This window comes from Niveibacterium sp. (assembly GCF_041909475.1).
Lineage (GTDB): Bacteria > Pseudomonadota > Gammaproteobacteria > Burkholderiales > Rhodocyclaceae > Niveibacterium.
On the sequence record NZ_JAYRDJ010000002.1, the window covers coordinates 1 to 12,035 of the forward strand.

A 12,035-nucleotide genomic window follows, 5' to 3' on the forward strand; every position below is an offset into this window, starting at 1 on the left:
CGCCGCACCGCGGGTGATGACGGGTCGCGAGCTGGCAGCGCTCGACGCCGATGCGCTGCGCGCTGTGGCCGGCGAAGTCTCGGTGTTCGCGCGTGTCGAGCCGGAGCAGAAGTTGCGATTGGTGGAGGCGCTCCAGGCGCGCGGCGATGTGGTCGCGATGACCGGCGACGGCGTGAACGATGCGCCGGCGCTGCGGCAGGCCGACATCGGCGTGGCGATGGGGCGGGGTGGCACGGACGTTGCAAAAGAGTCCTCCGACATGGTGCTCACCGACGACAACTTCGCATCCATCGAGGCCGCAGTCGAAGAAGGCCGTGGGGTCTACGACAATCTGCTCAAATTCATTGTCTGGACCCTGCCAACCAACTTCGCCGAGGGCGTCATCATCCTGGTCGCCGTGCTGGCCGGCGTTACGCTGCCGATCACGCCGCTGCAGATCCTGTGGATCAACATGAGCACGGTGCTGCTGTTGGGGCTTGCGCTGGCGTTCGAGCCGATCGAGAGTGACGTGATGGCGCGGCCACCGCGCCCACCCGGTGAGCCGATCCTGACGCGTGCGATGACGGGGCGCATCACGCTTGCTGGCACCCTGCTGGTGATCGGCGCTTTCTGGCTCTTCCAACGCGAGCTGGCAGCGGGCCGCAGCATCGAGTACGCACGTACGACAGCGGTCAACGTGTTCGTGTTCGGTGAAATGGCTTACCTGCTCAACTGCCGATCGTTGCAGCGTGCCTGGTGGCGGGTGGGCGTGTTCTCGAACCCATGGATCTGGGCTGGCATTGCCGCGATGACGCTGTTGCAGCTGGCATTTACCCACAGCGCACCGATGCAGTCCGCCTTTGGCAGCGTCGCGATCGATGCCGAAAGCTGGGGCGAGGTACTTGTCGCGGCGCTGGCGATCAGCGCCGTGGTCGGCATTGAGAAGGCGATCAGCCGCAGCATCGCCGGACGAAGAACAACATCAAAAGGGAGTAAGTCGTGAACCACCGCAGCGCAGGCCGAGGCCTGCTGAAACGATCGGCCCCGCTGGCTCTGCTCGTGGCGCCGGCCGCGGCGTTTGCCGCCGACGGCATTCTGCTCGGGCCGATTCCGCTGGATTTCGTGCTCTTTGCGCTTACGCTGCTCGGCGTCGCGCTGTTTCACGATCACACGCTGAAGGTCGCGCTGACCGGCCTCGTCACGATCGTGGCGTACAAGCTGTTGTTCACCGGCTTCAAGTTCGGCGACGGCATGCCCGGGCTGGGCATGCACTTCGCGCACGAGTGGGTCACACTCGCCAACCTGTTCCTGCTGCTGATGGGCTTCGCGCTGCTCGCGCGGCACTTCGAGAAAACGCGGGTGCCGGTCGTCTTGCCGGCGGTGCTGCCTGATGATTGGAAAGGTGGCTTCGTGATGCTGGTGATGGTGTTCGTGATCTCCAGCTTTCTCGACAACATCGCAGCGGCGCTGATCGGTGGAGCGATGGCGCACCAGCTGTTCCGCGGCCGTGTGCATGTCGGCTTCCTGGCGGCGATCGTCGCGGCGTCCAACGCTGGCGGCTCGGGCTCGGTGGTGGGTGACACGACGACGACGATGATGTGGATCGACGGCGTGGCGCCGTACGATGTGCTGCATGCCTACACTGCAGCCGGCGTGGCGCTGGTGGTGTGCGGCATTCCCGCGGCGATCCAGCAGCAGCGCTACTCGCCGATCATCAAGAATGCGCATGAGCACACACGCATCGACTGGCTGCGTACCGCCATCGTCGGCGCGATTCTCGCTGCGGCGATCATCGCGAACATTGTTGCGAATGTGAGCTTCCCGGGTCTGGCGGATCAATTGCCGGTCATCGGGCTTGCGGTGTGGGCGGTGCTGCTGCTGACCGCCGGCGTGCGCAGGCCGGATTGGGAGATCATGCCCGAGACGCTGAAGGGCACCATCTTCCTGCTCTCGCTGGTGAGCTGCGCCTCGCTGATGCCGGTTGAGAAACTGCCGCTCGCTTCGTGGCAGACGGCGTTCGGCCTCGGTTTCGTGTCGGCAGTGTTCGACAACATCCCGCTTACCGCGCTGGCGTTGCGGCAAGGTGGCTACGACTGGGGCGTGCTGGCGTATGCGGTGGGCTTCGGGGGGTCGATGCTGTGGTTCGGCTCGTCAGCCGGGGTTGCCTTGTCGAGCCAGTTTCCGCAGGCCCGTTCGGTCGGCAACTGGCTGCGCCACGGCTGGCATGTCGCGCTGGCGTATGTGGTGGGCTTCACGGTCATGATGGCGGTTGTCGGCTGGCAGCCGCATCCGCCGCACAAGGCTGGCAGCGCGCCGGCCGCGGCGGCCGCAACGCACTGAATGCGATCTGCGACGGGCTGGCGGCGTGAGCCGTCAGCCCAGCGCGTGGCTGACATGAGCGCGCGTCATCGGGCCGCCGTCGCGTGCTTCCACGATCTGGTTGGGCCCGCTGGCGCCGTGCAGCGATGCGTCGGCGCGTGCCGAGAGTTGCAGGAAGGACAGTTCGTTCGGCATCCGCTCGGCAACACTCAAGGTGAGCGTGTAGGGCACACCGCACTCGGTGCCTGACACCGTTTCGGCACGGATGCGCAAGCGCTCGGCCACCTGATGGCCGCCGTCGAGAGCGGTGTCGGGCAGCACGGCGCAGAATTCCGCGCTGCCGAAGCGGCCGAACAGATCCTGGCGTTGCAGCGTCGCCGCAACCAGTTCGGCCAGATGCAGCACGCCGCGCTCGTCTTCTTGCGGGCTGCGGACTACTTGCCGGTCGGCGGGTTCATCCACCTTCATCATCAGCACGCAGAGCGGGCGTTCACGGCGTTGCGCGCGCGCAAGCTCGCGCTGGCCGAGTTGCAGCAGCGTATGGCGGTTGTAGCTGCCGGTCTGCGGATCGAGTGTTGCGAGGCGATGGCTTTGCTCGCTCTCGCGTTCCAGATGCACCAGCACCATCGCGAAGCTGCTGGCCAACAGACTGGCGATCAGGAACAGACCGTGACTCACATCCAGCGCGATGGACGGGTCGCCCACTAGCATCGGCCGCAGCACCGCGACGATGCGCATCGAGAACGCCACCGCGCCCAACAGCAGGCTCACCGCGAGCACGCCTCGCGTACGGCGCGAAGCACCGGGCACCGGCTGCAGGGCCACCACCGCGGCGGCAAGAAAGAGTGCAACGCCAACGATCGCGCTGAGCAGGCGGCGCGAATCGGCGTCCTCGGGTTGCAGCACCTGGGCCGCCGTCAGTGCAGCGATGGGCAGGCCCAGTAGCACCAGCGGGGCGCGACGGCCGCTGAGCGACAACAGGGCCGCCAGCAGGGTCGCAATGCCGCCATAGATCAGCAGGTTCGAGAGTGCGATGCCGAGCACGGCGGGTAGCGCGGCCTGCATGGTGTAGGCGCTGAGGCCGAAACCGATCGCGATGCAGCCGACCAGCCAGTGCCGCAACGCTTCGTCGCGCCGCAGGCTGTCGCGCAGGAAGAGCAGCGCAATCACGATGCCCGCGACGGTGGTGATGTTCGCCAGCAGCAGGCTCAGTCCATGCAGTTTCATGCGGAGGCCTCCGCGCGCGCGACACAGTTGCGACCGGCTTGTTTGGCCAGCGCCAGCGCATGCTGCGCGCGCGCCAGCAAGGGGGCAGGGTCGCGCTCGCCGGGCAGGGCCCCGGCGACGCCGATGCTGACGGTGAAATGCACCAGATCCGGCCCCACCGGCTGTGCGCCGCATTGTGTGCGCAGCCGTTCGGCCAGGACCTCTGCGCCATCGAGCGCGGTATCGGGCAGCAGCACCGCGAACTCGTCGGCGCTGAGCCGGGCGCATAAGTCCTGTCCGCGCAAGGCGGCGCTGATTTCCTGTGCGAGCTGGCGCAGCACGCGGTCGCCAGCAAGCGCGCCGAATCGGGCGTTGATCTGACGGAAGTGGTCGGGGTCAATGACCAGCACGGATACCGGCTGGGCGCCGCGTTCGGCACGCAGCAATTCACGCGCTGCCTGCTGGGTGAAGCTGCGGCGGTTGAACAGCTCGGTCAGCGCATCGCGCGCGACCAGGCGTTCGGCGTTGGCGCGGCTGCGCTCGCGGTGCATCAAGGCAATGCCCAGATTGCCGACGATCAGGTTCACATGATTGAGCAGAAAGCTCATCGCGTTGATTGGCTCGCCCACACTCAGGTCGGGCAAGCGCTCGGGCGCCACCAGCAGCTCGGCGAGGCGCAGCAGGGTCGACACGCTGCCCAGCAGGAAGCTGCCTGCCACCATCCAGCGATAGCGCGCGGGGCCGTTACTCGCCGCGCGGCTCAGCGGCCATGCGCAGAGCGCGAGCTGGAAGGCCACCACCGCATTCGATACCTGCGCGCGGGTGATGAAGTCGTCGGCATAGATCGTGTGCTGGATGCCGAGCAGTATGGGCGGCAGCCACAGCAGAAGCCGCGGCAAAGGCCGTTCGGCGAATGCGGCCATCGATGCGGCGAAGAGCGACATGCTGGCCGACAGCAGCACGATCGACGCCACGATCAACACGGTGCCGGGTGGCGACATGGCCATCAGCACGAACAGCCACATCGCCGCCGATTGCGTCAGCAGCGCGGCCACCCAGCTCGCTTGGCCGTGCTGCATGCGGCCGACGCGGGTCGCGAAGACGGTGGCGGCGATGACCAAGCAGTCCACCGACAACACGGCGAGCAGAGTTGGAACGTCGATCATGCGGTAGCGCGGGTCGGTGGCATGGTGGGTAGCGGAGTCAGACCTGTCCGTGGCGACGCAGTTCGTCCTTCAGGTAGGCATAGTAAACCGGCGCAGCCACCAGCCCTGCAAGCCCGAAGGCGGATTCAAATGCCAGCATGGCGATCAGCAGTTCCCATGCGCGTGCGTTGATGTGGCCGCCGACGATGCGCGCATTGAGGAAGTACTCCAGCTTGTGGATCAGGATCAGGTAGACCAGCGCGGCTGCGCCGACCTTGACCGAGATCGACAGGCCGATGAAGGTGATCAGCGAATTCGAAATCAGATTGCCGATCACCGGTAGCAGCCCGGCGAGGAAGGTGATCGCCAGCATGGTTTTGAGCAGCGGCAGGTGGACGCCGCACAGCGGCAGCACCACGATCAGGAAGATGCCGGTAAAGGTGGTGTTGATCGCTGAGATCCACACTTGCGCGAACACCACGCGGCGGAATGCAGTGGCCAGATGCGTGGCGCATTCGCGCAGCGCACGCGCAAGCGGCCCCCCCGGCTGGTTGGGTTGCACTTCGTGTAGCGCCAGCATCGCGCCGATCACCATGCCAAGCAGCGCTTTGACGAAACCGCGACCGAAGGCGGTGCCCGCCGTCTGCAGTTGCGTTGCGTGGGCGGCGAGCCATTTGCCAGTGGCGTGCTCCAGTGCGTCGGGATCGGCCGGTAGGTAGGCAAGCAGCCAGGGTGGGAACACACCGCGCACGTCTTCGAGCAGGGTGGCGAGCTTGCGGAACAGGCCTGCGGCGCTGCCGACCTCTTGCCCTAGCACTCGAGCCAGCGCGAAGCCGCCAGCGACTAGTGCTGCGACGACAAGAATCGACAGTAGGGTGACCGCAGCCAGCTTGGCCCTCTGGTTCGGAATCGCGCGTGCCAGCAGTGGGGTGAGCACTGCGACGAGTTCGAAGACGAGCAGGCCGGCAAACAATGCGGGCAGCAGATGCAGTAACAGCACTGCAAGCAGGGCGCCGCCGGTCAGCAGCCAGGCGGCAATCTGGACGCCACGGGCGTCGCGGGGGGTGTCGAACATCAAGGGCCAGGCAAGGGTACGGTGCGGCGACTATCTCGCGTAAGTGCAGCCACCGCAAGTCGCCACCCGCTGCGGCCTCAACCACCCATGCGCGCCGACAGCCGTTCGAGCAGCCTCAGGTGCTCGAATTCCTCAAGGATCATGCTTTCGGCCAGCTCGCGCACGATCGGGTCCGGCGAGGTCAGGCTGACGTTCTGGTAGAAGCTGACGGCTCGCCGCTCTGCGCCGATCGCGATCTGCAGCGCGCCGAGCGGGTTGAGCGTGGCGCCGTTGGCAGCGCCGGTGTCGACGAACGCGGTGTGCTGCTCGCGCGCGCCAGACGCGGGCATCTGGCAGCCATCGGCACAGCGTTCCAGCTCGCTCGCGTGGCCTTCCTCCTGGCGCGCGATCTCACGGAAAAGCTCGGCGGTCTCGGCATTGCCGAGCGCCTCCATGCGTTCGGCGAACGCGGTGTAGCAGGCGATCGCATCGTGTTCGATGGCGATGGCGCTGGCATAGAATTCCGGCACCGAGCGAATCGGACGCAAGCTCATGAACGTTCTCCTCCGGCGCAATCTGGCGTGCGCTCATGAGTCAATCTAGCCTCCTGCCGGCGCCGCGGGAAGCGATTTGGATCAAATGCTGCGGTAGCGATATGCCTACCTAGGGAATACCCTCGTGCGGCGCCGCTGCCGTGCGGCCTGGCGGCCCCTGTCCGTGGCGCCCGCAGGCGTGAGATAATCCGCGCGTAGCACGCCGGGCGGCCTTTCTGGGCAGTGCCCGGCGTTTCCCTTTTCTGCAGGAGATTTCCCATGAGCGAACCGATCACCACCGCCAGCGGCCTGATCATTGAAGACCGTGTAACCGGCACCGGCGCCGAAGCCCAGAAGGGCCAATCCGTCGTTGTGCATTACACCGGCTGGCTGACCGATGGCACCAAGTTCGATTCGAGCAAGGATCGCGACGATCCTTTCAGCTTCGACCTCGGGCGCGGTCAGGTGATCCGTGGCTGGGATGAGGGCGTGGCTGGCATGAAGGTCGGTGGCACCCGCAAGCTGACGATCCCGGCGGACCTCGGTTACGGTGCGCGCGGCGCCGGCGGCGTGATTCCGCCGAATGCCACGCTGGTGTTCGAGGTGGAACTGCTCGACGTGCTGTCGAACGAGGTCGAGATCGAGGACAGCGTCGTCGGCGAAGGGGCCGAAGCGGTTGCAGGCCGTCAGGTCGTCGTTCACTACACCGGCTGGCTCACCAACGGCACCAAGTTCGATTCGAGCAAGGATCGCAACGACCCGTTCAAGTTCCCGCTTGGCGCCGGGCGCGTGATCCGCGGTTGGGACGATGGCGTGGTGGGCATGAAGGTGGGCGGCACCCGCAAGCTGACGATTCCGCCGCAGTTGGGCTATGGCGCGCGCGGCGCCGGTGGCGTGATTCCGCCCAACGCAACGCTCGTGTTCGAAGTCGAACTCCTGGACGTGCTGTGAACAAGCCCGGCAAACCCAAGGCTGAGCGGCCGTCGCTGACCGGTACCCGTACCGGCCCGCGTGCCAGGGCTGCGATGGAGCGCGCGATCGCAGCGCGCCGTGATGCGCCGCCGCGTGAAGAAGGCCGCGGCAATCCGCGCGACGACCAGGGTGCCCGCGAGGGCCGCCGTGAAGGTGGCTGGAACGAGCGTTCGCGCAACCCGCAGGGCGGCCCCCGCGGCGACGAACGTGATCGACCGCAGCGCTGGGGCGATGCCCCGCGAGGCGGCCGTGACGAGCGCGACGCCCCGCGCCGCAGCTACCGTGACGACGATGTCCGCCGCCGCACTGGCGACGATTTCTCGCGCGGCAAGCCGGCGCCGCGCCGTGATGACGAGCGCCCGCGTTTCGAGCGTGACGATCGTGCGCCGCGTGGCGACAACCGCGGCGACTACCGTGGTGAAGGTCCGCGTGGCCCGCGCGACGGCGAACGTCCGCGCTACCAGGGTGATCGGCCGCGTTATGAGGGCGACCGCCCGCGCAGCCAGTCTGACCGCCCACGTTATGAAGGTGATCGTCCCCGCGAAGGCGGCGAACGGCCGCGTTACCAGGGCGATCGTCCGCGCAACGAGGGCCGTTTCGAGGGTAACGCTCAGGGCGATCGCGGTGATCGTGGTGGCCGCGACGACAACCGTCCGCGTGACCAGCGCCAGTGGGGCGATCGTCCGCCGCGCTCCGAGGGCGGCTTCGCGCGTGATGAGCGTCCGCGCCGTGAAGGCAGCTATCCGCGCGACGAACGCCCGCGTGGCCCAGGCGGTTTCAACCGCGACCAGGCGCCGCGCCGTGAAGGCTCGTACAGCCGCGATGAACGCCCACGTGGCACCGGCGGCTTCAACCGCGATGACGCCCCGCGCCGCGAAGGTGCCTACAACCGTGACGAGCGGCCGCGCAGCGGTGGTTTCGAACGTGATGAGCGGCCCCGCCGCGAAGGCGGCGGCTTCAACCGCGACGAACGACCGCGTGAAGGCGGCTACAACCGCGACGGACAAATCCGCCGCGAAGGTGGCTATTCGCGTGACGGCGGTGCTTACGCCCGCGATGACCGCCCGCGCCGCAGCGAGGGGCCGTCGGGTGACAGCCGTGGCCCGGCGCGCGACGAGCGTGGTGCGCCGCGCGGTGATCGGCCGGCACGCCCAAGTTGGGGCGACCGGCCACCGCGGCCGAGCGGCGAACGTGGCCGTTACCCGCAGCCACCGCGCGACCCCGGCTTTGCCCCGCGCACCCGACGCCACGAAGTTGAGGAAGACGACGAGGATGAAGAGGACGATCTGCCGCAGGGTGTGCGCGTCTCCAAGCTGATGGCTGCGCGCGGCATCTGCTCGCGCCGCGAGGCGGACGAGTACATCGAGCGCGGCTGGGTTTTCGTCAACGGTGAGCGCGTCAAGGAACTGGGCCGACGCACCGAGCCGGATGCCAAGATCACGCTCGCGCCGGAGGCCGCCAAGCTGCAGGGCACGCGCATGACTATCCTGCTGCACAAGCCGATCGGTTTCGTCTCTGGCCAGCCAGAGGATGACTACCCGCCGGCGGCGTCGTTGATCACGCAATCCAGCCAGTACCGGCCCGACGGTGGGCCCGAGCTCAAGCCGGCGCACTTCCACGGCCTCGCGCCGGCCGGGCGGCTCGATATCGATTCGACCGGCCTGCTGGTGTTGACGCAGGACGGCCGCGTTGCCCGTCAGCTGATCGGCGAGGATTCGACGGTCGAGAAGGAATACCTCGTTCGCGTCGAGGGCGAGCTGAGCGCCGAAGGGCTGGCGCTGCTCAATCACGGCCTCGAGCTAGACGGCAAGCAACTGCGCCCGGCGAAGGTGGAGTGGTTGAACGAAGATCAGTTGCGCTTCGTGCTGCGCGAAGGCCGCAAGCGCCAGATCCGCCGTATGTGTGAGCTGGTTGGGCTAAAGGTCACTGGGCTCAAGCGCATCCGCATCGGCCGTGTCGTACTGGGCGATCTGCCGCAAGGGCAGTGGCGCTTCCTGCGCGAGGATGAGTCCTTCGAGTGATCGAACCGGTGGTATGAGGGTTACGCGGCCCGATGGCGCAAGCCCCGGGCCGCGTCTTTTGGTGCCGGCGCTACGTCTTCGGCAGCGGATTGCAAATTGCAACAATCGGTCATGGATGTTTTCGTCATAGGAATGGGAAAATCTTCCATGTTCAGTTCGTATTGGCAGGAGTCTCGGATGTACAGCAAGGTCATGATCAAGCTGGCGCTCGCGCTGGCATGTGTGGGCGTGGCCCAGGCGAATGACGGGCAGACCGCGATAGGCGGCGGCCTCGGGGCTGCGGCAGGTACTGCGATCGGCCAGACGGTCGGCGGCAAGTCGGGCGAGCTCATCGGTGGTGCGCTCGGCGGCGCGCTGGGTGCCGGCGTGATGTCGGACAAGCGCGGCAAGAACGGCGCGATGATCGGCGGCGCGATCGGCGGCGCATCGGGTGCGGCAGTCGGCCGCGCTACCGGTGGCAAGACGGGTGCTGTGGTCGGCGCAGGCGTCGGTGGTGCAGCGGGTTCGGTACTGGGCAAGAACATCAGCGAGCCCAGCCACAGCCGCTACGACTCACGGCGCGTTCGTTACGACGATCACTACGATCACCGCCCGCCGGGCCATCGCAAGCACCACCATCACGGTCATGGCCGCGGCCATGACTGGGACGATTGATTTCCGACATCACCAAAAAGGCCCGCGCTTTGCGGGCCTTATTTATTTGCGCTGCACCCGGCGCGCGGCGCGTGCGCGCCAGATCCAACCGCCCGGCGCGTTGCGGCCGTGCTGCACATAGTCGAAGGCGTTGGCGTTCTGCAGTGCCAGCTGAAGCCGGGCATGTGCGCCGCGCGGGCCGGCCAGCAGCAGGGCATCGCCTGCCACAAGTCGTGTCTGCGGCGAGGGTAGCAACATGACGTTCTTTGCCCGCCTCAGCATCAGTGGCACAAGCGGCAGGTCGACGCTGCGGTTGGCGCTGTCGCGCAGGGCTTCGGCGAGCGTCAACGGCGCATCGGCCATCAAGTGAAGATAGGCCGCGCGGGCTTCGGAGATATTGAAGGTGATGCTGCGAATGTCCGGCACCCGCGCCGGGCATACCGCTTCGATGCGCGCGATCAGTTGTGCGGCCCAGGCGTTCTCTTGCCGACGTACGTGTTCAAGAAAGATCGACAGCAGGGGCGTGGTGAGCGTGGCGAGGCATTCCTGCGCGATCAGGCGGCTCGGTACCAGCGCGAAATCGCCGACGAAGGCATCGAACAGGGAGCTGTTCGATGCGTGGTTCTGCCGCATGACTACGAAGATCGAGGGGTTGAGTTCGCGAGCGGTGACCGCGATCGACAGGTTGTTCACATCATTGTCGGTGCCGGCGACGATGCCGGATGCGGTGTCTACACCTGCAGCGAGCAGCGGCTCGGCCTCGGTGCCGATGCCGGTGATGCAATGCCGATCCGGCAAGGTGAGCGGTTCGGGCGTGATCAGCGTGACCGGCTGCGCTTCGCTGTCGAGCGCCGCGACGATCGCGTGACCGAAGCGTCCGTAGCCGCAGACGATCCAGTCGCCACGCGGCGGGCGGTGCGGTTCCGGCGCCGCTTCGCCGGGGATGCCGGTCAGCAACTGTTCGAGCCGGAACACCTCCGGCGCGCGCACCGCCAGCGCAAGCTGGTCGGCAAAGCGGCGGAACGGGTTGATGACATGGTCGGTGCCGAAGGAGGTCATGTTGGCGCTGACCGATTCCGAACGTGCGCGGGCGAGCACCGGCACGTCGGGGCGCAGCAGGCGCACCGCGATCGCGACGGCGAGGTTCGCCTCTTCGTTGTTGGTGACGGCCAGCACGCCGCGGCATTTCGGATGCGTCAGGCCGGCCAGCTTGAGCAGCTCCGGCTCGCGCGCGTCACCCGCCAGCGCGGGCGCGTCGGCGCGCCATTCGAGCAGGTCGAGTTCCTGCACACGATGTTCGGAGAGTTCAACCACCACGAAGCGGGTGCCGATACGATCCAGGGCGCTGCCGATCAGCGTGCCGGTCTCGCCGCAACCGCAGATCAGGTAGAAGGGTTCGCCGAGGCGCCGCACCGCACGGGCGAAGCGGATCTTCGCGAAGGCAGCCTGGAAGCCCTTGTCCTGCAGCAGTCCGAGCAGCGTGACGATCGAGTACGTCCAGCCGACCACGGTGAGGTAGATGCATAGCACGGTCCACATGCGCTGCGCATCGGAGAACGCCGTCGGGATCTCGCCGAAGCCGATGGTGGTGGCGGTGTAGCTGACGAAGTAGAAGGCGTGGAAGAAGCTCATCGGCGGCGCGGGCCGGCCGTTGGCGTCGACGCCAGGGATCAGGGCGAGACCCAGCATCGAGATCGCGTAGATTGCGATCAGTACGATCAGCGGCGCGCGCATGCGCCGCAGCATCAGGAAGATGACGCTGTCCATCGCCGGCCGCCGTTCAGCGCCGCATCATTACCGTTTCGGCGATCAGGATCACGACCGATACGACGTTGGCGAGCATTGCGCCGGCCGCCAGCGAGACGACGCTCGCCGTAACCCCGGGCGTCATGCCGATACCCGAGACATGCACCGAGTAGGCCCAGTAGATCGCCGCAGCGATCAGCTGCAGATCCGCGACGAGGCTGGTTGCGAGATGGATTGCGCCGATCTGCGTGCGGTCACCGAACTTCAGCACCGTCGCGATCAAGTTCACGACGATTGCGGCGAATAGCTCGAACACATCGTGGTGGACCGGGTTGTCGATGTCGCCGATGAAGAAGCCGAAGTTCATCGTCGCGGCCAGCACGATGAAGAAACCGAAGACCACCTTTTCGAGGTTCACAGCTCGCTC

The 12,035-nt window shown here is 66.8% G+C and carries 11 protein-coding genes and 1 pseudogene; 6 read left to right on the forward strand and 6 right to left on the reverse strand.

The annotated features are described in order from the left end of the window. A partial coding sequence (locus tag ACE3P0_RS02195; RefSeq protein WP_374399382.1) for an HAD-IC family P-type ATPase occupies window positions 1-982 on the forward strand: 982 nt, incomplete at its 5' end. Beyond that, window positions 979-2,319, forward strand: a complete 1,341-nt coding sequence (locus ACE3P0_RS02200; RefSeq protein WP_374399384.1) for a citrate transporter — start codon at window positions 979-981, stop codon at window positions 2,317-2,319. The genes ACE3P0_RS02195 and ACE3P0_RS02200, both read left to right, overlap by 4 nt. Window positions 2,320-2,352: 33 nt before the next feature. On the opposite strand, the gene ACE3P0_RS02205 is transcribed toward ACE3P0_RS02200, so the two are convergent. From ACE3P0_RS02205 to ACE3P0_RS02220, 4 genes are all read right to left on the reverse strand, one after another. After that, window positions 2,353-3,525, reverse strand: a complete 1,173-nt coding sequence (locus ACE3P0_RS02205) for a GGDEF domain-containing protein (RefSeq protein ID WP_374399386.1) — start codon at window positions 3,523-3,525, stop codon at window positions 2,353-2,355. Continuing rightward, on the reverse strand, window positions 3,522-4,670 hold the full coding sequence (locus tag ACE3P0_RS02210) for a diguanylate cyclase (RefSeq protein ID WP_374399388.1): 1,149 nt from the start codon (window positions 4,668-4,670) through the stop codon (window positions 3,522-3,524). Before ACE3P0_RS02210 ends, ACE3P0_RS02205 begins: the two co-directional genes overlap by 4 nt. A 37-nt stretch (window positions 4,671-4,707) precedes the next feature. Beyond that, window positions 4,708-5,724, reverse strand: a complete 1,017-nt coding sequence (locus ACE3P0_RS02215) for an AI-2E family transporter (protein WP_374399390.1) — start codon at window positions 5,722-5,724, stop codon at window positions 4,708-4,710. Window positions 5,725-5,801: 77 nt separating this feature from the next. After that, window positions 5,802-6,257: a ferritin family protein gene (locus tag ACE3P0_RS02220; RefSeq protein WP_374399392.1), complete on the reverse strand. Its 456-nt coding sequence runs from the start codon at window positions 6,255-6,257 to the stop codon at window positions 5,802-5,804. Between the two features lie 258 nt (window positions 6,258-6,515). Between ACE3P0_RS02220 and ACE3P0_RS02225 the strand changes: the two are divergent. The 4 genes and pseudogenes from ACE3P0_RS02225 to ACE3P0_RS02240 all read left to right on the forward strand — a co-directional run. After that, a pseudogene (locus ACE3P0_RS02225) lies at window positions 6,516-6,860 on the forward strand (FKBP-type peptidyl-prolyl cis-trans isomerase); the annotation flags it as partial. After that, on the forward strand, window positions 6,846-7,187 hold the full coding sequence (locus tag ACE3P0_RS02230; RefSeq protein WP_374399901.1) for an FKBP-type peptidyl-prolyl cis-trans isomerase: 342 nt from the start codon (window positions 6,846-6,848) through the stop codon (window positions 7,185-7,187). The pseudogene ACE3P0_RS02225 and the gene ACE3P0_RS02230, both read left to right, overlap by 15 nt. After that, a complete protein-coding gene (locus ACE3P0_RS02235; RefSeq protein WP_374399394.1) occupies window positions 7,184-9,229 on the forward strand; it encodes a pseudouridine synthase in 2,046 nt (681 codons plus the stop codon). Before ACE3P0_RS02230 ends, ACE3P0_RS02235 begins: the two co-directional genes overlap by 4 nt. A 177-nt stretch (window positions 9,230-9,406) precedes the next feature. Beyond that, window positions 9,407-9,883 carry a glycine zipper domain-containing protein gene (locus ACE3P0_RS02240; RefSeq protein ID WP_374399397.1) on the forward strand — a complete coding sequence of 159 codons (477 nt, stop codon included), beginning with the start codon at window positions 9,407-9,409 and terminating at the stop codon, window positions 9,881-9,883. A gap of 42 nt (window positions 9,884-9,925) precedes the next feature. Here the strand turns inward: ACE3P0_RS02240 and ACE3P0_RS02245 are convergent, their stop codons facing one another. Together ACE3P0_RS02245 and ACE3P0_RS02250 are read right to left on the reverse strand one after the other, a co-directional pair. Further along, window positions 9,926-11,629 carry a TrkA family potassium uptake protein gene (locus tag ACE3P0_RS02245; RefSeq protein ID WP_374399398.1) on the reverse strand — a complete coding sequence of 568 codons (1,704 nt, stop codon included), beginning with the start codon at window positions 11,627-11,629 and terminating at the stop codon, window positions 9,926-9,928. Window positions 11,630-11,642: 13 nt separating this feature from the next. Then, a complete protein-coding gene (locus ACE3P0_RS02250; protein ID WP_374399400.1) occupies window positions 11,643-12,026 on the reverse strand; it encodes a DUF6394 family protein in 384 nt (127 codons plus the stop codon). Window positions 12,027-12,035 lie beyond the last annotated feature (9 nt).

Coding starts and splice junctions, on each gene's coding strand:
- ACE3P0_RS02240 (WP_374399397.1), top strand. CDS start 9,407: ATGTACAGCAAGGTCATGATCAAGCTGGCGCTCGCGCTGGCATGTGTG.
- ACE3P0_RS02220 (WP_374399392.1), bottom strand. CDS start 6,257: ATGAGCTTGCGTCCGATTCGCTCGGTGCCGGAATTCTATGCCAGCGCC.
- ACE3P0_RS02215 (WP_374399390.1), bottom strand. CDS start 5,724: ATGTTCGACACCCCCCGCGACGCCCGTGGCGTCCAGATTGCCGCCTGG.
- ACE3P0_RS02210 (WP_374399388.1), bottom strand. CDS start 4,670: ATGATCGACGTTCCAACTCTGCTCGCCGTGTTGTCGGTGGACTGCTTG.
- ACE3P0_RS02205 (WP_374399386.1), bottom strand. CDS start 3,525: ATGAAACTGCATGGACTGAGCCTGCTGCTGGCGAACATCACCACCGTC.
- ACE3P0_RS02245 (WP_374399398.1), bottom strand. CDS start 11,629: ATGGACAGCGTCATCTTCCTGATGCTGCGGCGCATGCGCGCGCCGCTG.